Source organism: Streptomyces sp. NBC_00996 (assembly GCF_045162675.1).
Lineage (GTDB): Bacteria > Actinomycetota > Actinomycetes > Streptomycetales > Streptomycetaceae > Streptomyces.
The window spans coordinates 1,374,982-1,395,543 of the sequence record NZ_CP108723.1 but is presented as its reverse complement, the minus strand read 5'-3'; the positions used below and the strand labels follow the sequence as shown (position 1 = coordinate 1,395,543).

Genomic DNA, 20,562 nt, shown 5'->3' with positions numbered 1-20,562 from the left:
AGCGGCTCGCCGGCTTCATGACGCTGATCGAGAAGCAGGTACGTCAGGTGCCGACGACGGGTGCCCTCAAGTCCCACGTCGTGTATGTGCCGTTCAACGAGCCCGAAGGCAACATGTTCGGCACGCAGGAGTGGAGCTACTGCAGCGGCGAGCAGGCCCCCGCCCCCGCGACCCACTACAACCCGGACCCGGTCTGCCGCCACGCGGACATCGCGGTCAATGGGGAGCAGGCGCGCCGCGTTCTCTCCCCCACCACCTTCCACTTCAACGACTTCCGCGACCTCACCGTCCCGGTGACACTGGAGGAAGGGGCCAACACCGTCACCTTCACGAACGGGAGCCAGAGCGAGGATCAGGACCATCAAGGGCAGCGCTCCGCACACGCCCCCGTCATCGATCGGGTGGCCGTGACACCACTGGCCCCAGACCCTTCCTGAAGATCTGCTGCGAGCCGCGGGTGCGGTGATCGCGGAAGTCCGGTCACGCCACGGCATCCATCAGCTCGCGCCGATGCGCCCCGGAAGGCTACCGACCTGGAAGAAACTAGCCCTCCTCGCCCGCCACATGCACGCCGAAGGCGGCACCCTGCGGGTCCCGCAGGACGGCGATGCGCGGGCCGTCGGGTACGGACGTGGGCTCCATGAGCATGTGTCCGCCGGCCTGGACGACGGCGTCCGCCGTGGCGTCCACGTCCTCAACGGCGAAGTACGGCAGCCAGTGCGACGGCACCTCGTGCGGAAACTTGTCGCCCATCGTCACCATGCCGCCGAAGTCGGCACCGTCGATGCCCCACTGCGGGTAGTTCTCCGAGGCGGTCACGGTCCAGCCGAACACCGTCGTGTAGAACTCCTTGACCCGGTCCGGGGCACGGGTCATCAGCTCCACCCAGCCGAGCGCGCCAGGAGCGTTGAACAGCCCCGCGCCGGGGAAGGCCCGCGCCTGCCACAGCTGGAAGGCCGCGCCGCCCGGGTCGACGGCCACCGCGAACCGGCCCACGTCGAACACGTCCATCGGGCCGAGGACCACCGTGCCGCCGGCGGCGGTCACGGCTTCCGCGGCGGCGTCCGCGTCGGCCACGGCGAACGACACATTCCAGGCGACCGGTTGTGAGTCCTGGTACAGCGGTGTGATCGCCGCGACCGCGGCCTCACCGAGGTGCGCGACCGTGTAGCCACCCGCCTCCTGGCGCGGATCCGTCTCCGGGCGCCAGCCGAACAGGTGGGCGTAGAAGCGCTTGGCCGCCTCCAGATCGCTGGTCCCGAGCTCGGTCCAGCAGGGTCCGCCGGTCACCGGCCTGTCGAGCTTCATGGCGTTCCTTCCGCAGCGAGCCCCCTCGGAACGCTAAGCCCAGGCCGCCGCACCGGCCATCCGGGCGTCGGCCCCGGCGCCGGCACCCGTCACCGCGAGGCCGTGCTGGACACCGTATAGGCCCCATATAGCGACCGAACCCACGCTCGACTCATTCGAACGAATGAGGGGGCTCGGACATGGGACGGGACGGTAGCGCGGCACGGGTGGCGGTGGTGACCGGTGGGTCGCGGGGCATCGGACGTTCCGTCGCCGTACGACTGGCGCAGGACGGTTTCGATGTCGCGATCTGCTACCGGTCGGACGAGGCGGCGGCGCAGCTGGTGCAGAAGGAGATCGAGGACGCGGGGCGCCGTGCGCTGATCAGCCGCGTGGACGTCGCCGTCCGTGCGGAGGTGCAGGAGTTCGTCACCGCGGTGGAGGCGGAGCTCGGCACCCCCGACGCCGTGGTGACGTCCGCGGGCATCACCCGGGACCGGCCGCTCGCCCTCATGGGGGACGAGGACTGGCACTCCGTCGTAGGGACCAATCTGAGCGGCACCTACCACCTGCTGCGCTCCGTCATCCGGCCGATGATCCGCGAGCGCGCGGGAGCCGTGGTCACCCTCTCCTCGGTCGCCGGGGTCGCGGGCAACGCGGGCCAGGCCAACTACTCGGCGTCCAAGGCGGGCATCATCGGCCTCACCCAGTCGCTGGCCAAAGAGGCCGGGCGCTATGGGATACGGGCCAATGCCATCGCCCCCGGGTTCATCGAGACCGAGATGGTCGCGGGGCTGCCCGAGGACGTCGTGAAGGGCGCGCTCACCCGTATTCCACTGGGGCGGTTCGGGCAGGCCGACGAGGTCGCCGCCCTCGCCTCGTTCCTGGTCTCCCCACAGGCCGCGTACATCACCGGCCAGGTGCTGCGCGTCGACGGAGGCATGGCCCTGTGACCTCCGACGACCTGTGGTTCCGCCGCTATCCCGCGGCGCGGACCCCCCGGGTGCGACTGGTGTGCTTCCCGCACGCCGGCGGCAACGCCCAGCTCTTCCACGGCTGGTCGATCCGGCTGCCGGGCGATGTCGAACTGCTCGCCGCGCGCTACCCCGGACGCCAGGAGCGGATGGCCGAGCCGTGCGTCGAGTCCATGGACGAGCTCGCCGACGCCATCGCCGGGGCACTGGCCGGATACCGGGACGTGCCGCTCGCGCTGTTCGGGCACAGCATGGGCGCCGCCGTGGCCTACGAGGTCGCCGCCCGCCTGGAAGAGACCGGCCCGGGACCCGTGCACACGTTCCTGTCCGCGCGCAACGCCCCGCACCGCGCGCCCCGTACCGCCCTGCACCGGGCCGCCGACGACGTGCTGCTCGCCTCGGTCCGACGGCTCGGCACCCTGGGCGGCGATCCCTACGGCGTACCCGAACTGCGCGAACTGTTGCTGCCCGTGCTGCGCAGCGACTACCGCCTCATCGAGACCTACGCCCCCGAGAACCCGCCACTGCTGCGGGCCCCGATCACCGCGTACATCGGTGTCGCCGACCCCGGCTGCCACGTCGAACGCGTCACGGCCTGGGCCGAGTTGACCACGGGTGGCTTCGATCTGCGCTCGTTCCCCGGCGACCACTTCTACCTGGCCCCCCGGGAGGCCGAGCTGACCGCGGACATCGCCGCGCGGCTCGACCTGTCCCGCAGCGGGGCCTCCGCATTCGCCCACCCGACCGTCACGACCGCGAGGACAGCTTCATGACCAACACCGAGACCTGGGCGCCGCTGGAGATCGAGGCCGCGGACGGTGGCGGCGCCGACGAACTGCTCGCCCGGATCGACGCCCTCGACCCCGGCCTGGACGACCTCCTCGTCCGCGAGAAGGGCCTGGTCTTCCGCGGGTTCGGCGTCACGCCCGAGACGCTCGACAAGGCGCTCGACCGGCTGCTGCCGCACCGACTGGCCTACGTCCACGGCAACTCGCCGCGCACCAAGGTCGGCGGCAACGTGTACACGTCGACGGAGTACCCGCAGGAGTACACCATCTCGATGCACAACGAGATGAGCTACGCGCACGCCTGGCCGACCCGGCTCGCCTTCTACTGCGAGGTGACGCCCGGCGGTGGCGGCGCGACCCCGGTCACCGACGCCGCCCGCTGGCTGGCCGCGCTCGACGACGAGGTGCGTGATGCCTTCGCGGGCGGGGTGCGTTATGTGCAGAACCTCCACGACGGGTACGGCCTCGGCAAGAGCTGGCAGGACACCTTCGAGACCAAGGATCGGGCCGACGTCGAGGAGTTCCTGACCGGCACCGGCGCCGAGTGGACGTGGCGCCGCGACGGCAGCCTGCGCGTGGAGTCGGTGCGCCCGTCCACCACCCGGCACCCGGTCACCGGCGTCGAGGTCTGGTTCAACCAGGCCGACCAGTGGCACCCCGCCGGGCTCGGCGACGACACCGCCGCCGAACTCGCCGCGATCCTCTCCGAGGACGAGCTGCCGCAGATGGTGAAGTTCGCCGACGGAGGCCCCATCCCCGCCGAGTACGTCGCCCAGATCCGGGACCGGGGCCTGGCCGTCGCCGTCGACGTCGACTGGCGCCGCGGCGATCTACTGCTCATCGACAACGTGCTGCTGGCCCACGGGCGACGGCCGTTCACCGGTGACCGCAGGGTCCTCGTCGCGATGTCCGACTGAGCCGGGGGTTCCATGATGACGACCACTGAAGAAGAGGTGCTGCCCGGCTGGGCCGGCACCGGCACCGCACCCGCGCTGCACCGCGCCGCCGCCGAGGGTGCGTCCGTCCTCGACGACATCGCCGAACACCGGGAAGCGCTACGCCAGTTGCTCATCCAGCGGGGCGCCGTCCTGCTGCGCGGCTACCCCATCGGCGGAGTCGACGGCTTCGACGCCGTCGTGCGCGCCTTCTCCGGCACGCCGCCGCTTGCGTACGCGGAACGCTCCTCGCCCCGCAGCACCATCAAGGGGCAGGTCTACACCTCGACCGACTATCCGCAGGGCGAGGAGATCTTCCTGCACAACGAGAACTCCTACCAGGCCGTGTGGCCCGGCACCCTGTACTTCTACTGCGCGGAGCCGCCCACCACGCAGGGCGCCACCCCGCTCGCCGACACCCGTCGCGTGCTCGCCGCCCTGGACCCGGACGTGCGCGAGGAGTTCGAGCGCCGCGGCTGGCAGGTCGTGCGCAATTTCCACACCGGGTTCGGCGTGCCCTGGCAGGAGGCCTTCAACACCACGGACCAGGATGCCGTGATCGCGTACTGCGAGGAGCGGGACATCGTCGCCGAGTGGCGGCCCGACGGCGGACTGCGCACCACCGCGAAGCGCGCGGCCGTGCACCGCCACCCCGTGACCGGCGAGCGCGTCTGGTTCAACCACGCCACCTTCTTCCACGTCACCACCGTGGCCGAGGAGGTGGGCGCGGGACTGCGGGCGATCTTCCCCGACGAGGACCTGCCCACCCACACGTACTACGGCGACGGCGGAGCCATCCCGGACGAGGTGACGGACCACCTGCGCGCCGTCTACCGGGCCAATTCCGTCCGCTTCGACTGGCAGCGCGACGACGTGCTGATAGTCGACAACATGCTCACCGCGCACGCGCGCGAGCCGTTCACCGGGCCGCGGCGGATCGCCGTGGCCATGGCCGAGCCGTCCGACGTCCCGTCGGACGGGGGGAGTTGAGGACGTCATGTCACAGCCCGAGGTTGAGAAGGCCCCGTTGGAGACCTATCTGACCCCGCCGACCCACGGGTCCCGCATCACCGGCATAGCCGCCTACCGGCCCACCCGGCTGCTGTCCAACGAGGAGCTGTCACCGCGCACGACCGTCTCCCCTCAGTGGATCGAGCAGCGGACCGGGATCAAGACCCGGCACCATGCGAGCGAGGCCGAGGACCTGGTCACCATGTCGGTCGCGGCGGGCGAGAAGGCCCTGGTGATGGCCGACATCGACCCCGCGGAAGTCGACCTGACCATTGTCGCCACCGCGACCCGCAAGCGCCGTATGCCGGGCATCGCCCCGGAAGTGGCCAGCCGCATCGGACTGCCCAACTCGGGTGCGTACGACCTGAACGCCGTGTGCGCCGGCTTCACCTACTCGATGGCGATGGCGTCCAATGCCGTACGGCTCGGCGAGGCGCGCCACGTCCTCGTGGTCGGCGCGGAACGCACCAGTGACTGGATCGACCCGAACGACCCCGACACCTTCGTGATCTTCGGCGACGGGGCCGGCGCCGCCGTGGTCTCACGCTCCGAGCACACCGGGATCGGCCCCGCCGTGTGGGGCAGCGACGGCGCTCGGCACAGCGTCCTCGGCCTGACCGAGCGGCCCGACGGTCGTGAGTACGTCGCCATGAACGGTCCGCTCGTCTACAAGTGGTCGACCGCGACCATGCCGGACGTCGCCCACCGCGCCTGCGCCGTCGCCGGGATCACCATGGCGGACATCGACTGGTTCGTGCCGCACCAGGCCAACAACCGCATCATCAAGACCCTCACCCGGGAGCTGGAGCTGCCGCCCGAGCGCGTCGTCAACGACGTCGTCGACACCGGCAACACCTCCGCCGCCTCCGTGCCGCTCGCGCTCAGCCGGCTCTACGACAGCGGCCGCTCCACCCCGGGCGACCACGTGCTGCTGCTCGGCTTCGGCGCCGGGCTCACCTACGCGGGTCAAGTCGTCCGCATGCCCTGACCGGGCCTGTCCCACTCCCATCCACACGCCCTTCACGCGAGAGACGGAACCTCACATGACCACGCACGAGTTGACCCTTGACGCCCTGACCGCCGAGGTCATCGCACTCGTCCAGCGCACCGCCCCCGACCTGGAGGGCGACATCGACGCCGACTCCAGCTTCGAGGAGCTCGGCATGGACTCGCTCACGCGGGTCGACCTGTTGGCCGCTGTCGAGAAGAACTACAGCCTCTCGGTGCCCGACGAGACGGTCGCCGAACTGCTGCGCGTGCGGGACGTCGTCGCCTTCCTCGCCACGGCGAAAGCAGAGGTCTGACGGTGGAACTTCACCACGGGGGGCGGACGGCGGAAGCCGTCCTCGACACACCGCTCCCGCTGTCGGTGGGCCAGGAAGGGCTGTGGCTGCTGCAGCGCCTGGCCCCCGGCAGCGCGACGTACAACCTCGCCGGCGGGGCCCGCATGACGCCCGCGCCTGACCCGGAGATCCTCGGCCGTGCCGTAGATGCCCTGACGGACCGTCATCCAATGCTCCGCTCGCGCTACACGGAGACCGACGGACAGCCCTGCCGCATCGTCCAAAAGGTCGGCACACTGGGCGAGTTGACCGTGCGCGACCTACCGGACGCCACGGACGAAGAGCTCGACAAGCTCGTGAAGGCCGAGGTGCGACGGCCCTTCCGGCTGGACACCGAGGGTCCCTTCCGCGCCGTACTGCTGCGTCGCCGCGACGACGCCGTGGCACTCGTCGTCACCCACCACATCGCTACCGACGCCTTCTCGCAGTGGCTGCTGTGGCGCGACCTGCTCCAGGCGTACGAAGCGTTCGCGACCGGCGAGGAGCAGCCCGGCTGGGAACCGCTCCCCGTCGCCTACGACGACTTCGTGGAGCGGGAGCAGGTGCTCCTGGATTCCTCGCGCGGCAAGCGGCAGGCGGAGTTCTGGCAGGAGGAGGCCTCCGGTTCACAGGCCGCCGAACTGCCCACCGACCGGCCCCGCCCCGCCGTCTCCTCGCAGGCCGGCGCGAGCCTGCTGCGCCGGCTGCCCGACCGGCTCTCCGACAAAGTACTGCGCACCGCCGCACGGCGCGGAGTCTCCCCGTTCGCCCTCACGCTCGGTGCCTTCCAGGCGCTGCTGCATCGCTGGGGCGGCCAGAGCGACTTCCTGCTCGCCTGCCCGGCGTCCACGCGCCGTTCGTCCGCCGCCGAGGTCGTGGGCTACTTCGTGAACCCGGTGCTCATCCGCGGCCGGTTCGACCGGGAGACCACGCTCGCGGAGGCGATGGACCGGGCGGCCGACCGGGTCCGGCAGGCGACAGCGCGCGTCTCCTACCCGTACCCGCTGGTCGCCCGAGACGCGGCCACGGCGGGCCCGCTCTACCGGATCTCGGTGACGATGGTCGCCACCGACCGGTTCGGGCCCGGCATGGGCGGGGCCGCCTCGGGCGAGCCGATGATCGTGGCGGGCATCGAGACGACGTACCTGGAGATCCCGCACCTGGAAGGCCAGTGCGACCTCTCGCTGGAGATCACCCGTGATGTGTACGGGCTGACGGTGGCCCTGCGCTACGACACGGACCTGTTCGAACGGGCCACCGCGGAGCGGCTGTTCGACCTCTTCGTGCGGTTCGTCGAGGCGGCCGCGGACGATCCCGACCAGCGCGTCTCCCGGATCCCGCTGACCGACGACGCGGAACGCCGGGCGCTCCTCGCCCTCGGCAGCGGCGGCCCCGGCGGCACTCCGTGACCGACCGCACAGGGCATCCCGTGACCGACCACGAACCCGGCAGGAGTCCGCGGCCATGACGCCACGACCGGTGCTCGACGGCATCCTCGACGCCGTCGGCGACACACATCTGGTGGAGCTGGGCGGCCTGCTGCCCCGCTTCCCCTCCCGGGTCCTCGCCAAGCTCGAAGGGTTCAACCCGGGCGGCAGCGTCAAGGACCGGTCCGCGCTGTCCATGCTCCTGGGCCGGATCCGGGGCGGCGAGCTGATCCCCGGCCGGTCCACGGTCGTGGAGTCCAGCTCAGGCAACCTGGCCATCGGGATCGCGCAGATCTGCCGCTACTACGGGATCGACTTCATCTGTGTGGTCGATCCCAAGACCACCCGGCAGAACCTGGCGATCCTGCGGGCCTACCAGGTCACGGTCGACATGGTCACCGAACCCGACCCGGACACCGGCGCCTATCTGCCGGCCCGGCTCGCCCGGGTGCGGGAACTGGTGGCCGCTCTGCCCGGCGCGTACTGGCCCAACCAGTACGCGAATCCGCTCAATCCGCGGGCCCACACCCGGACCATGCGGGAGATCGCGGAAGCGCTGGACGACCGGGTGGACTACCTGTTCTGCGCCACCGGCACCGGTGGAACCATGACCGGCTGCGCCGAGTACATCCGCGAACGCGGCCTGTCCACGACGCTCGTCGGCGTGGACGCGCTCGGCAGCGTGCTGTTCGGCGGTCCGCCGGGGCCACGGCTGCTGCCCGGGCACGGCGCCGCCGTCCGCCCGGCACTCTTCGACCCCACGCTCGCCGACGAAGTGGTGCTGGTCTCGGACCTCGACTGCGTGGTCGGCTGCCGGACCCTGACGCAGCGCGAGGCGATCCTCGCGGGCGGCTCGTCCGGCGCCGTCACCGCCGCGCTGCGCAAGTTCGCGGACCGCATCCCGGCGGGCAGCACCTGCGTGCTGATCTTCCCGGACCGCGGCGACCGCTATCTCGACACGATCTACGACGACGAATGGGTGCGCCGCCAGTTCGGCGAGGTGAGCCACCTGTGGAAGGAACCGGAGCACACCATGGCGGTGGGAACATGCTGATCATCGGCCACCAGACGGTCGCGGGGCTCCTCGAAGGGCGCGAGAAGGAGGTCGTCGATCTCGTCGCCGACGCCTACCGGCGCCACGACGAGGGCCGCACCAGCCTGCCGCACTCCGTCTTCCTGCGCTTCCCCGACCGGCCAAGGGACCGCATCATCGGCCTGCCCGGATACCTCGGCGGCAGCGCGGACGGCGGCGAGGACGACATCGCCGGGATGAAGTGGATCGCCTCCTTCCCCGGCAACATCGCCTCCGGAGTGCAGCGCGCCAGCGCCGCGATCCTGCTCAACAACCTGCGCAACGGGCAGCCCGAGGCGCTCATCGAGGGCTCGCTGATCTCCGCCCAGCGCACCGCCGCCTCGGCCGCCGTCGGCGCCCGTACGCTGCTCGGCGGCCGCAGGCCCTCCGGTGTCACGCTCATCGGCTGCGGCGTCATCAACCGCGAGGTGCTGCGCTTCCTCGCTGTCGAACACCCGGGGCTCGACCAGCTCACGGTGTACGACACGGACCCCGAGCGCGCCAGGCGGTTCACCCAGGACAACGCACGGCTGCTGCCGTCGGCCACCGTCCGCCACTGCGCCACGCTCGACGAGGCGCTGGCCGCCCACGACCTGGTGTCCATCGCCACCACAGCCGCGACCCCGCACACCACGCTCGACGCCTGCCCGCCCGGCACGGTCGTGCTGCACGTCTCGCTGCGCGACGTGACGGTCCGGGCCGTGCTCGGCGCCCACAACGTCGTCGACGACCCCGATCACGTGTGCCGCGAGAACACCTCGGTGCACCTCGCCGAACTCGCCACCGGCGGCCGGGAGTTCATCGACGCGAGCATCGGCGCACTGCTGCGCGGCACCGCGAAGCTCGACCCGCACCCCGGCAAGCCGCTCGTGTACTCGCCCTTCGGGCTCGGCGTCCTCGACCTCGCGCTCGCCCGCTTCGTACGGGACCGGGCCCGCGCCGGCGGCCTCGGCAGCGAGGTCACGGACTTCCTGCCCGCGCCCGCCGCCTAAGGCCTGCCTTTCGGATCACGCCTGGGCCGCGGGGCTCGGCACGCACATCTGCGGCGTTGTCGTCACTCGCCGGCTCCCCCACGCTCGGCTTCGCTCGCGCGGGGGGACCCCCATCGCGTCGACTCCCTCCTCCGCCCTGCAGCTGCACGCACCAAGCCCCGCTCACCGGCAGTGGTGAGGCGCCGCAACCCGAAAGTCGGCACGATCCGAAAGACAGGCCCCAGCAGCCCGCCGCCGCGCACACCCGCCATACGCCGCGCGGGGCCGCCGCACCGCCGTACGTGATGACCTTCCCTGGAGAAGAGATGACAGTCCCGCTGCACGAACTCATCGCCCACCAGGCCGTGTCGACTCCGCTCGCCGTCGCGGTCGACGGCGCTCAGGGGCCGCTGAGCTACGAAGCGCTCGACCGGCGCGCCAACCGGATCGCGCACCTCCTCGCGGCCCGCGGCGTCGGCGCGGAGGACCGGGTCGTCGTCTGCCTGCCGCGCGGTCACGACCTGGTCGCGGCGCTGCTCGGCGTCTGGAAGGCGGGCGCGGCCTATGTGCCGCTGGACGCCGGGCATCCGCAGGAGCGTACGGCCTGGGTGGTCGCCGACAGCGGCGCGGGCACGGTGGTGACCACCGCGGCCGACGCCGACGCGTTCGAGGAACTGCTGCCCGGCGGCGTCGTGATCCTCGACCAGGAGGCCGACACATTCGCCGAACTCCCGGACACGGCACTGCGGGTGGAGGTCTCCGCGGACCATGCCGCCTACCTCACCTACACCTCGGGCTCGACCGGGCGTCCCAAGGGCGTGCTCGTGCAGCACGGCGGCATCGCCGGCCGCGTCGCCTGGTCACTCGGCAACCAGGGGCTGACGGCCGCCGACCGGGTGCTCCAGAAGACGGTGCTCACCTTCGACGCCGCCGCCTGGGAGCTCTTCACGCCGCTCGCTGCGGGCGCCACGGTCGTCATGGCACCGAGGGGCGCCGAGGCCGACCCCGCCCTGCTGGTCGCCACCGTCGCCGACTCGGGCGTCACCGTCCTCCAGGGCGTGCCGTCCGTGCTGCGTCTTCTGGTCGCCGAGCCCCGCTGGGCGGACTGCGCGGCGCTGCGTCTGGTGTGCTCGGCGGGCGAGGCGCTGGACGCGGACCTGTGCCGCCGCCTCGCGGAACCGGGCGGCGCCCGGGTCTGGAACACCTACGGCCCCACCGAGTGCTCCATCGACGTCACCGCCCAGCTCTTCGACCCCGAGCGGCACACGGAGGCGGTCCCCATCGGACGGCCCATGGACCACATGCGCGTCTACGTCCTCGACGCCGAGTTCGACCCGGTGCCGATCGGCGTCGTGGGGGAGCTGTACGCGGCAGGCGAGGGGACGGCGCGGGGCTATGCGGGCCGTCCCGGACAGACCGCCGAGCGCTTCCTGCCCGACCCGCACGGTAGCGCGGGCAGCCGCATGTACCGCACCGGCGACCTGGTGCGCTGGCGTTCCGACGGCTCCCTGGACTTCCTCGGCCGCGCCGACCACCAGGTCAAGGTGAACGGCGTCCGCATCGAACCGGCCGAGGTGGAAACCGCGTTGAACGCCCACCCCGATGTCCGGGGTGCCGTCGTGGACGCCCGCGTCCTCGGCGAGGGCAAGCGGCTCGTCGCGTATCTGACGACGGGTCGCCGCATTCCCCGGGACGAGCTGCGCACCTTCCTGCGCGGCCGGCTGCCCGAGCCGATGATCCCCTCGCTCTTCGTGACGCTGGACGCCTTCCCCCTGACCAGCAGCGGCAAGGTGGACCGCGGTGCGCTGCCCGACCCGGTTCTCGAGCAGGCGCAGAGCGCCGAGTACATCGCACCGCGCACCTCCGCGGAACGACTCGTCGCGCAGGTGTGGGAGCAGCTCCTGCAGGTCGAGCAGGTCGGCGCGCACGACGACTTCTTCGCGCTCGGCGGCTCCTCACTCGTCCTCACCCGGCTCGCCGACGCCCTGCGCAAGGCATCCGGCGACGACATCCAACTGCGCGGCCTCTTCGGCGCGTTCACGGTCGAGGCACAGGCCAAGCTCCTGGAGGACGTGCGTCCCGCCCTGCCCGGTGTGACGCCGGTCGGCCGCGACGAGCCGTTGCCGCTCTCCTTCGGCCAGCACCGGCTGTGGTTCCTGGACCGCATGCACCCGGGCAGCCCCGAGTGGGTGGCCCCGTTCTTCCTGCGGCTGCCCGCCGGCACCACCCGTGACGTCGTGCAGTCCGCCCTCGACGCGCTGGAGGCCCGGCACGAGTCGCTGCGCACCCGGTACGTCGTCGAGGGCGAGGAACCCCGCCAGGTGGTCGTCGCGCCGGGCACCGTCGAACTCCGTGTCGAGGACGCCTCCGAGGCGCACCTGGAGCGGCTGTTCGGTGAGCAGTTCGCCCGGGGTTTCGACCTCACGGACGGCCCGCTGTGGCGGGCGCTGCTGGTCCGCGTCCCGAAGGGCGGCCCCGTCCTGCTGGTGACGGCCCATCACATCGCCACCGACGGTTGGTCGACCGTCGTCCTCGACCGCGAGCTGCGCGAACTGTGCGCCGCGGCGACTGCGGGCCGTACCCCCGATCTCGGCCAACTCCCTGTGCAGTACGCCGACTTCGCGGCCTGGCAGGCGGACTACGCCTCCGACATCTCGTCGTCGCGCGAACTGGACCACTGGAAGCAGAGCCTCGCGGGCCTGCCGGAACTCAGGCTCCCCACCGACCGCCCCCGCCCCGCGCAGCGCGACGCGCGTGGCTCCGGCGTCAGGTTCTCCGTGCCCGCCTCACTCGCCGACGCCCTCACCGGCATCGGACGCCGGCACGGCGCGACCCCGTATGTCACGCTGCTCGCCGCCTTCGGCGCGCTGCTCGGGTGCTACAGCGGCCAGGACGACTTCGGCATCGGCAGCCCGGTGACCGGCCGGACCCGCCCGGAGACCCAGAGCACCGTCGGGTTCTTCCTCAACTCCCTCGTCATGCGCTGCGATCTGAGCGGCGATCCCACCTTCGCCGAGCTGCTCCAGCGAGTCCGGGCCACCGTGATGGCCGGATTCGCCCACCAGGAGCTGCCCTTCGAGCGCCTGGTGGACGAGCTCCAGCCCACCCGTGACCTCTCGCGCACCCCGCTCTACCAGGTCGCCTTCGACCTCCAGGACGAGGGCGCGACCTCGGTGGCCGCCGACGACGTCCTCATGGACGCCTTCCAGGGCGCCTGGCGCGTCGCCAAGACCGACCTCACCCTCTTCGTCTGGCGGCAGTCCGACGGCTCCCTGATCGGCGCCTTCGAATACGCCACCTCCCTCTTCGACCACGACACGGTCGAGCGGCTGGCCCACCACTTCGTCCAACTCCTCGAAGCGGTCGCCGCCGACGCGGACGCCTCCCTCTCCGCCGTCGACATCACCTCCGTCAAGGAGCGCCGCCTTCTCAAGGCGTGGAACGACACGGCGATTCCGGTGCGCGAGGTGTCGGTCTCCGAGCTGATCGGGGAGCGGGCGGTCGAGTCGCCGGGTGCGGTGGCCGTCGAAGCGGATGGTGTCCGGCTGACGTTCGGTGAGCTGGACGCGCGGGCGAATCGTCTGGCGGGGGTGCTGCGTTCCCGTGGGGTGGGTGCTGAGTCGTCGGTGGCGGTGTTGCTGGATCGTTCGGTGGATCTGGTGGTGGCGTTGCTGGCGGTGTGGCGGGCGGGTGCGGGGTTTGTGCCGCTTGACCCGGTGCTGCCGCGTGAGCGGGTGGAGGGCATGCTGGCGGATGCCGGGGTGTCGGTGGCGGTGACGTCCGGGGTCTATGCCGACCGGTTCGCGGTGGATGTTGTGCGGGTGGATGAGGATCACCCCGAGGCGGGGTGGTTGCCGTCGGTGGATCTGGATTCGCTGGCGTACACGATCTTCACGTCGGGGTCGACGGGCCGGCCGAAGGGTGTGCAGGTCACGCATCGCAGTCTTGTGAATCATGTGGACTGGGCGGTGCGGGAGTTGGCTTCGTGCGGCTCGGGTGGTGCGCCGGTGTTCTCGTCGGTGGCGTTCGACCTGGTGGTGCCGAATGTGTGGGCGCCGTTGGTGGCCGGGCAGCGGGTGTGGCTGTTCGACGGTGAGTTGACGGAGCTCGGCCGGGAGCTGGCGGAGGCGGGCCCGTTCTCCTTCCTGAAGTTGACGCCTGGTCATCTTGAGATGATCGGCGGTCAGTTGAGTGACGATCAGGTCCGTGGGCTCACGACACGGATCGTGGTGGCGGGTGAGGCTCTGCCCGGTGCGCTCGTGGAGCGCTGGCGTCAACTCCTCGGCGACGCACGAATATTCAACGAGTACGGCCCGACCGAGGCCACCGTCGGCACCTGTGTCTTCCCGATCGAGGCGCCGTTCGACGGTGTGGTGCCCATCGGCCGACCCCTGCCCAACGTCCACATGCGTGTCCTGGACGCCGAGCTGCGTCCCGTGCCGGTGGGCGTCGTGGGGGAGTTGTATGTCGGCGGCCTCGGCGTCGCGCGCGGCTACACCGGTGACTCGCCGCGTTCGGCGGAGCGGTTCCTGCCCGACCTGCATGGCGAGCCCGGCACCCGGATCTATCGGACCGGTGACCTGGTGCGCTGGCGCGCCGACGGCGCCGTGGAGTTCCTGGGCCGTATCGACGACCAGGTGAAGGTGCGCGGCTACCGCATCGAACTCGGCGAGATCCGGGCCGCGTTGATCGCCCACCCGAAGGTCTCCGACGCCGCCGTGATCGTGACCGACGACCAGCGACTGGTCGCTTACGTCGTCGGTGCAGCCGACGACCTCCGCGACGCCCTGGGGTCCGTGCTGCCCGAGTACATGATCCCGTCGACGTACATCGAGCTGGACAGCATCCCGCTGACGGCGAACGGCAAGCTCGACCGGCGTGCCCTGCCGGATCCCGAGGCCGGGGCCGCGGACACGTACATCGCCCCGCGCAGCGAGGTCGAGGAGAGCATCGCGGCCATCTGGGGTCAGGTCCTCGGCCTGGACAAGGTCGGCGTCGAGGACAACTTCTTCGACCTCGGCGGACACTCCATCCTCGCCGTACGGCTGATCTCGCGGCTGCAGACCGAGTACGACCTCGATCTGCCGGTTCGGGTCGCCTTCGAACGCCCCACCGTGGCGCAGCTCGCCGTGGAGATCGAGGACCGGGTGCGGGCCGAGATCGACGCGCTCCTCACCGACGCCCGCTGAACCTCACCCCACCTCCCGTTCCAAGAGAGCCCCACCAGAAGGGACCCCCATCGCCATGGGATCCGCGCGACACCTCATCTCCATCACCGACCTGACCGACGACGAGCTGCGCGGCATCGTGGCGAGAGGCGTCGAATTCGCCTCGGGAGCGCGGGCGAAGACACTGGACGGCGCCGTCGTCGGTGTCTACTTCCGCCGTACGTCGACCCGGACCCGTACCGCGTTCACGGCCGGGGCATTGCGCCTGGGCGCGCAGACCGTGACGTTCGGGCCCGGTGATCTGCAGACCAACACCGGTGAGACCAGCGAGGACACCGGGCGGGTGCTCGCCGCAATGCTGGACCTGCTGGTGGCCCGGACCGCCGACGCCACCGCGGAGCTGCGGACCTGGGCGGCCGCCGGGGACATGTCGGTGGTCAACGCGATGAGCGCCGAGGAGCATCCGACCCAGGCGCTCACCGATCTGACCACGCTGCAACGGCACTTCGGGCGGGTGGACGGCCTGCGGCTGCTGTACGTCGGCGAAGGCAACAACAGTGCCGCCGCTCTCGCGCTGGCCCTCACCCGGTTCCCCGGCACCGAGCTGGAGCTGCGCACGCCGCCCGGCTACGGGGTCGCGCCCGAGGTGCTCGCTCAGGCGGCGGAGCAGGCGGTCCGCAGCGGCGCGAAGGTGATCGAGCGGCACGACATGAGCGCGCTGCCGGCCGACCTCGACGCCGTCTACACCACGCGCTGGCAGACCACCGGCACCAGCAAGCCGACCGAGGACTGGCGCGAGGTCTTCGCGCCCTTCCAGGTCACCCGGGCGCTGTGGGAGTCCAGCCCGAAGGCCGTCTTCCTGCACGACCTGCCCGCCCACCGTGGCGAGGAGGTCACCGCCGAGGTCCTCGACGGGCCGGCGAGCATCGCTTTCACGCAGGCCACGCACAAGCTGCACAGCGCAATGGCGGTCCTGGAGTGGTGCTGGGCGGACGGACGATGACCGGTACGGAACTGGAGGCGCGGGACGGCGGCGAGGAGAAGCTGCCGCCGCTGCGCAGCAACGGGCGGTTCCGGCTGCTGTGGGGCGGTTCCGCGCTGTCGGTCATGGCGGAACGCTCCTCCACCATGGCCTTCACCCTGCTGGTGCTCTGGCACACCGGGTCGAAGAGCGCCGCGGGCCTGGTCGGCTTCAGCGCCCTGCTGCCGATGCTGGTCATGCAGTTGCCCGCCGGTGTGCTGGTGGACCGCTGGGACAGACGGCGGGTGATGCTCGTGTGCGTGGCGGGCCGGGCACTGGCGATCGGGTCGGTCGCCGTCTCGCTCGCCGGGGACGAGGTACGCGTCTGGCACATCGCGATCGTCGCCTTCGTGCAGGGCAGCCTCACCGTGTTCTACCAGCTCTCCGAACGGGCCGCCGTGCGCGGGGTCGTACCGCCCCAGCAGGTGTCCACCGCGATGGCGCAGAACGAGGCGCGCTCCCGGGCCGTGAACTTCGTCGGGCATCCGGCGAGCGGTGTGATGTTCGGCCTGTCGGCCTGGGTGCCCTTCCTGTCCAGCACCGGGCTGTACTTGATGTCCCTGCTGACGCTCGCCCGGTTGCGGATCCCCCACAACAAGCGCTCGGGCAAGGCCAAGAGCGCCCGCGGAATGCGCGAGGAAATCTCCAGCGGACTGCGCTGGGTGTGGCAACGCGCCTACTTCCGCTCGGCGTTGCTCATCATCGCGGGCAGTAACCTCGTCTTCCAGGGGCTCATCCTCACCGTCGCCGTCATGGTCAGGGAGCAGGGCAGACCCGCGAGTACAGTCGGCCTGATCATGGCGGCCGGCAGCATCGGCGGACTTCTGGGAGCCTTCAGCGGCGGGTGGCTGAGCAGGCGGCTGCCGATGCGACGCGTGATGATGTACGCGCATATCGCCTGGGCGCTGATCATGCCGGGAACGGTATTTCTCTTGCATCCCGTGACACTTGGGATTCTCTTCTTCATAACGTCGCATATAGGAGCCGCTGTTACGGTCTCCGGTATGTCCCATCAGGTGCGCATCACGCCGGACGCCATGCAGGGGAGGGTCGGCAGCGTCGTCATGCTCCTTGTCTCCGGGGCGAGTTCGCTCGGCGCGCTCGGCACTGGCTACCTCCTCGAAGGTGTCGGTACGCGTGGGACACTGGCCATCGCATCCGGAGTGATGGCCCTGCTCGCCGTGGTGGCGACCGTCGTGTTCACCCGCCCCGGGGCGGAGCGCGAAGACCGGAGCGCCCAGGACGAGGCGTCCGGACCTCAGCAGGAGCTGACGGCCGGTCCCCCCACCACCATGACGCTACGGAGAATCGATGGATGACGCAGTGCGGCTGGTGTCGCTCACCAAAACCTATGGCTCGGGCAGTGGCGCGGTCAGCGCGTTGCGCGAGGTCGACCTGTCCTTCCCGCGCGGCAGCTTCACGGCCGTGATGGGGCCCTCGGGATCCGGCAAGTCCACGCTGCTGCAGTGTGCCGCCGGACTCGACCGGCCCACGTCCGGGCGGGTGTTCATCGACGGCACCGACATAGGCGGTCTGAACGAGACCCAACTGACGGAGTTCCGCAGGGAGTCCACCGGATTCGTCTTCCAGGCGTTCAACCTGCTGCCTTCCCTGACCGCCGCACAGAACGTCGGGCTGCCGCTGCGGCTGGCCGGCCGCAAGCCCGGTCGGCAGACCGTACTGCGGGCGCTCGCCCAGGTCGGCCTCGAGGACCAGGCCGGCAAGCGGCCCAGCCAGCTGTCCGGTGGTCAGCAGCAGCGGGTGGCGGTGGCCCGCGCGCTGGTCACGCGTCCCGCCGTGCTCTTCGCCGACGAGCCCACCGGCGCACTCGACATCACCACCGGCCGCGAACTGCTGGAGGTGCTCCGCAAGTTGGTCGGCAGCCCGGTCACGGGCGGCCAGGGCGCCGACGACCCCGAGCTCGACGAGCCCACCACCATCGTGATGGTCACACACGACCCGAACGTCGCCGCGTACGCGGACCGTGTGGTGTTCCTCGCCGACGGCGCGCTGGTCGGCGAGCTGATCACGCCGACGGCCGAGGCGGTCGCCGCCCGCATGACCGATCTGGCGGTGTCGTAGTGCTCGGTATCGCCCTCCAGACACTTCGGGCGCGCTGGGTGTCGTTCCTCGGCACCATTGTGGCGCTCGTGCTCGGCGTCGCGCAGGTAGCCGCCATGGGCGTCCTGCTGATGACGATGCTCGACCTGCCCGACCGCCCGCCCGAGCGGTTCGCCCAGGCCTCGGCCGTGGTGCTGCCCACCGACCCCGACTGGGACCCCGCCCATCACGACCTCGGCGTCCGCTCGCTGCCGGAGGCCGAAGGCGTCACGCAGGACCTGCTGAACCGGGTCTCGGCCACCGGGGAGACCGTCGTCGACCGGGCCTTCTACGCCCAGCTCCACGACGGCCCGAAGAACCAGGTCGGCCATCCCTGGGCGGTCGCTCGCTTCGGCGGCTACAAGCTGACGAGTGGACAGCAGCCCACCGGGGACCGGGAGATCGTCGTCCCCTCCGATCAGGCGCACACCGGCGAGAAGGTCACGGTGATGACCGCCGCCGGAGTCTCCACGTACACGGTGTCCGGCACGGTCGCCCCGGTCGACTGGGAGAACGCGGTGTTCTTCGGCGACGCCGAGGCCGCCCGGATCTCCCCGCGCATCCAGGCCCTGGTGGCGCTCGGCCCGATCGACCAGGTGCGCGGCGCCGTCGGCAAGGACGCCGAAGTCCTCACCGGCAAGGACCGGCACAAGGCCGATGCCAGCGAGGCCGAGGACCGGGAGACCCTCGACAACACCATCACGCTCGTCCCGGTGATGGCCTCCGTCGCGGGCACCACCTCCGTCTTCGTCGTGGCGTCCACCTTCGCCTTCGCCGTCATCCAGCGCCGCCGCGAGGTCGCCCTGCTGCGCACCGTCGGCGCCACGCCCAAGCAGGTCCGCCGCATGGTCCGCGGCGAGGCCCTGCTCGTGGGCACGCTGGCCTCCGCGCTCGGTACGGCCCTTGGCCTGTACGGGGCGCAGTTGCTCACCGACATGCTCATCGACCTCGACATCTCACCGCCCTGGTTCCGTGTACGGCCCTCGCTGCACTGGACGGTGACCGCCCCGCTGGCCGGCGCGTTCCTCGTCGGAGTGCTGGTGGCGCTGTGCGGGGCGGCAGCCGCCGCGCACCGCGCCGGGCGGGTACGACCCGTCGAGGCGCTGCGCGAGGCCGCGGTCGACGACTCCGGGATGACGCCGGGCCGACTGCTGATCGGCGCCCTCGGCGTGGGCGGCGGCGTGGGACTGGCGGCGTGGATCGCCGTGGGCAAACCGGCCACGATCCTCTCGCCCAACACCTACGTCACCGAACTGCTGGTCCCCGTGCTGGCCGCCGCCGTCATCGCGCCTCTCGCCATCGGCCCGCTGGCCCGCCTGCTGATGTGGCCCTTCCGCAACTCCGCCGGGCCCACCGCGATGCTGGTCCGTGAGAGCGTGCTCACCTCACGCAGGCGTACCGCCGCCACCGCGGCACCCATCCTGCTGACCGTCGGACTCGCCCTGTCGCTGCTCGCCGCCACCGACTCGCTCGGCGCGGCCCGCGACCACGGACTGCGCAACCAGGTCGCCTCCGAGTACGCCCTCGCCCCCGACGGCACCCCGGGCATCAGCCCCGAAGTCGTCGACCGGGTCGAGAAGATCGACGGCGTACAGATCGCGGCGCCCCTCCTCACCACCGTCTACACCCGTGACGAGGATCGCTACGACGAGAACGACGGCATGATCGTGGACACTTCCGCGCTCAAGCGGACCATGGACCTCACCATCGCCCAGGGCTCCCTCGACAAACTCGACGACAACAGCATCGCCGCCCCCGACCTGTGGGGCTGGGACGCCGGCACGTCGCAGAAGATCCTCCTCGGCAACGGCGAGGAGGCCACGCTGAAGGTCGCGGCGGTCTACAAGGCCATGCGCGGCGAGGACGTCGCGTACCTCCCGGAACGGTTCGCCCCGTCCGCCGCCTACGCCCGCGACGGACTGGCCCGCCGCGCGTACATCACCCTCGATTCCGGTACGGACAAGGCAGCCGCCACCGCGGCCATCACGAAGGCGGTCCAGGGCACGGGGGCACGCTTCCTGACCCGCGACGAGCTGGTCGCCTCGGAGAGCGCGTACGCCCGCCACCTGATCGAGGTGCGGCAGCGCTCGACAGCCGTGATCGTCGTGCTGTTCTGCTTCATCGCGATCCTCAACACCCTGCTCATGGCGACCTCCGACCGGCGTCGCGACCTGGCGGTGCTCCGCCTCGCGGGGGCCACCCCAAAGCAGGTCGTACGGTTCTTCGTCGCCGAATCGCTGCTGGTGGCCGGCATCGGCGTCGTCCTCGCGCTGCTCGCCTCCGCCGTCAACATCGCGGCCCTGTGGGCAGCGCTGCTCCAACTCTTCGGGACGACACCGATCGTGGCGCCGTGGCTCGTGGTCGTCGGCATCGCCGCCGTCTCCACGGTGCTCGCCGTCATCGGCACGGTGCTGCCGGTCTCGGCGGCGCTGCGCTCCCGGATCGTCCAACTGGTGGGCGCCCGCGAATGACATCGTCCAACTGGT

General features: G+C 71.2%; 15 protein-coding genes and 1 pseudogene. 15 read left to right on the top strand and 1 reads right to left on the bottom strand.

The window, feature by feature from the left end; all coding sequences use genetic code 11:
* Positions 1-137: 137 nt before the first annotated feature.
* Positions 138-437, top strand: a pseudogene (locus OG390_RS06790) (cellulosome protein); the annotation flags it as partial.
* 106 nt (positions 438-543) lie between these two features.
* On the opposite strand, the gene OG390_RS06785 reads toward OG390_RS06790, so the two are convergent.
* Positions 544-1,308, bottom strand: a complete 765-nt coding sequence (locus OG390_RS06785; RefSeq protein ID WP_406165838.1) for a VOC family protein — start codon at positions 1,306-1,308, stop codon at positions 544-546.
* Between the two features lie 179 nt (positions 1,309-1,487).
* On the opposite strand from OG390_RS06785, the gene fabG reads away from it, so the two are divergent.
* The 14 genes from fabG to OG390_RS06715 all read left to right on the top strand — a co-directional run bounded on the left by fabG (position 1,488) and on the right by OG390_RS06715 (position 20,547).
* Complete coding sequence (fabG, locus tag OG390_RS06780) at positions 1,488-2,240, top strand: 3-oxoacyl-[acyl-carrier-protein] reductase (RefSeq protein WP_406165836.1); 753 nt, start codon at positions 1,488-1,490, stop codon at positions 2,238-2,240.
* Positions 2,237-3,034, top strand: coding sequence for a thioesterase II family protein (locus OG390_RS06775; RefSeq protein ID WP_406165834.1), 798 nt, complete (start codon positions 2,237-2,239; stop codon positions 3,032-3,034). The genes fabG and OG390_RS06775 overlap by 4 nt, the downstream gene beginning before the upstream one ends.
* Entirely contained in the window at positions 3,031-3,966 is a 936-nt protein-coding gene (locus OG390_RS06770) for a TauD/TfdA family dioxygenase (protein ID WP_406165832.1), read from the top strand. Before OG390_RS06775 ends, OG390_RS06770 begins: the two co-directional genes overlap by 4 nt.
* A 12-nt stretch (positions 3,967-3,978) precedes the next feature.
* The gene (locus tag OG390_RS06765) at positions 3,979-4,974 is read left to right on the top strand and encodes a TauD/TfdA family dioxygenase (RefSeq protein ID WP_406165830.1); all 996 of its coding nucleotides are present in this window, start codon (positions 3,979-3,981) and stop codon (positions 4,972-4,974) included.
* A gap of 7 nt (positions 4,975-4,981) precedes the next feature.
* A complete protein-coding gene (locus OG390_RS06760) occupies positions 4,982-5,983 on the top strand; it encodes a beta-ketoacyl-ACP synthase III (RefSeq protein WP_406165828.1) in 1,002 nt (333 codons plus the stop codon).
* Between the two features lie 55 nt (positions 5,984-6,038).
* Positions 6,039-6,299: an acyl carrier protein gene (locus OG390_RS06755; protein ID WP_399097191.1), complete on the top strand. Its 261-nt coding sequence runs from the start codon at positions 6,039-6,041 to the stop codon at positions 6,297-6,299.
* 2 nt (positions 6,300-6,301) lie between these two features.
* Complete coding sequence (locus tag OG390_RS06750) at positions 6,302-7,726, top strand: condensation domain-containing protein (protein ID WP_406165825.1); 1,425 nt, start codon at positions 6,302-6,304, stop codon at positions 7,724-7,726.
* A 55-nt stretch (positions 7,727-7,781) separates the two neighbouring features.
* Positions 7,782-8,798 (top strand): 2,3-diaminopropionate biosynthesis protein SbnA, encoded by a 1,017-nt coding sequence (sbnA, locus tag OG390_RS06745; RefSeq protein WP_406165823.1) that lies wholly within the window; start codon positions 7,782-7,784, stop codon positions 8,796-8,798.
* Complete coding sequence (gene sbnB / locus OG390_RS06740; RefSeq protein ID WP_406165822.1) at positions 8,792-9,808, top strand: 2,3-diaminopropionate biosynthesis protein SbnB; 1,017 nt, start codon at positions 8,792-8,794, stop codon at positions 9,806-9,808. Before sbnA ends, sbnB begins: the two co-directional genes overlap by 7 nt.
* Before the next feature lie 305 nt (positions 9,809-10,113).
* Complete coding sequence (locus tag OG390_RS06735; protein WP_406165820.1) at positions 10,114-14,976, top strand: amino acid adenylation domain-containing protein; 4,863 nt, start codon at positions 10,114-10,116, stop codon at positions 14,974-14,976.
* Positions 14,977-15,031: 55 nt separating this feature from the next.
* Positions 15,032-15,958: an ornithine carbamoyltransferase gene (locus OG390_RS06730; RefSeq protein WP_399097010.1), complete on the top strand. Its 927-nt coding sequence runs from the start codon at positions 15,032-15,034 to the stop codon at positions 15,956-15,958.
* Positions 15,955-17,295: an MFS transporter gene (locus tag OG390_RS06725; RefSeq protein WP_406165818.1), complete on the top strand. Its 1,341-nt coding sequence runs from the start codon at positions 15,955-15,957 to the stop codon at positions 17,293-17,295. The genes OG390_RS06730 and OG390_RS06725 overlap by 4 nt, the downstream gene beginning before the upstream one ends.
* Positions 17,288-18,058 (top strand): ABC transporter ATP-binding protein, encoded by a 771-nt coding sequence (locus OG390_RS06720; RefSeq protein ID WP_406165816.1) that lies wholly within the window; start codon positions 17,288-17,290, stop codon positions 18,056-18,058. The genes OG390_RS06725 and OG390_RS06720 overlap by 8 nt, the downstream gene beginning before the upstream one ends.
* Positions 18,058-20,547 carry an FtsX-like permease family protein gene (locus tag OG390_RS06715; protein WP_406165814.1) on the top strand — a complete coding sequence of 830 codons (2,490 nt, stop codon included), beginning with the start codon at positions 18,058-18,060 and terminating at the stop codon, positions 20,545-20,547. Before OG390_RS06720 ends, OG390_RS06715 begins: the two co-directional genes overlap by 1 nt.
* Positions 20,548-20,562: the final 15 nt, after the last annotated feature.

Coding starts and splice junctions, on each gene's coding strand:
- sbnA (WP_406165823.1), top strand. CDS start 7,782: ATGACGCCACGACCGGTGCTCGACGGCATCCTCGACGCCGTCGGCGAC.
- OG390_RS06730 (WP_399097010.1), top strand. CDS start 15,032: ATGGGATCCGCGCGACACCTCATCTCCATCACCGACCTGACCGACGAC.
- OG390_RS06735 (WP_406165820.1), top strand. CDS start 10,114: ATGACAGTCCCGCTGCACGAACTCATCGCCCACCAGGCCGTGTCGACT.
- fabG (WP_406165836.1), top strand. CDS start 1,488: ATGGGACGGGACGGTAGCGCGGCACGGGTGGCGGTGGTGACCGGTGGG.
- OG390_RS06770 (WP_406165832.1), top strand. CDS start 3,031: ATGACCAACACCGAGACCTGGGCGCCGCTGGAGATCGAGGCCGCGGAC.
- OG390_RS06755 (WP_399097191.1), top strand. CDS start 6,039: ATGACCACGCACGAGTTGACCCTTGACGCCCTGACCGCCGAGGTCATC.
- sbnB (WP_406165822.1), top strand. CDS start 8,792: ATGCTGATCATCGGCCACCAGACGGTCGCGGGGCTCCTCGAAGGGCGC.
- OG390_RS06765 (WP_406165830.1), top strand. CDS start 3,979: ATGATGACGACCACTGAAGAAGAGGTGCTGCCCGGCTGGGCCGGCACC.
- OG390_RS06760 (WP_406165828.1), top strand. CDS start 4,982: ATGTCACAGCCCGAGGTTGAGAAGGCCCCGTTGGAGACCTATCTGACC.
- OG390_RS06725 (WP_406165818.1), top strand. CDS start 15,955: ATGACCGGTACGGAACTGGAGGCGCGGGACGGCGGCGAGGAGAAGCTG.
- OG390_RS06720 (WP_406165816.1), top strand. CDS start 17,288: ATGGATGACGCAGTGCGGCTGGTGTCGCTCACCAAAACCTATGGCTCG.
- OG390_RS06785 (WP_406165838.1), bottom strand. CDS start 1,308: ATGAAGCTCGACAGGCCGGTGACCGGCGGACCCTGCTGGACCGAGCTC.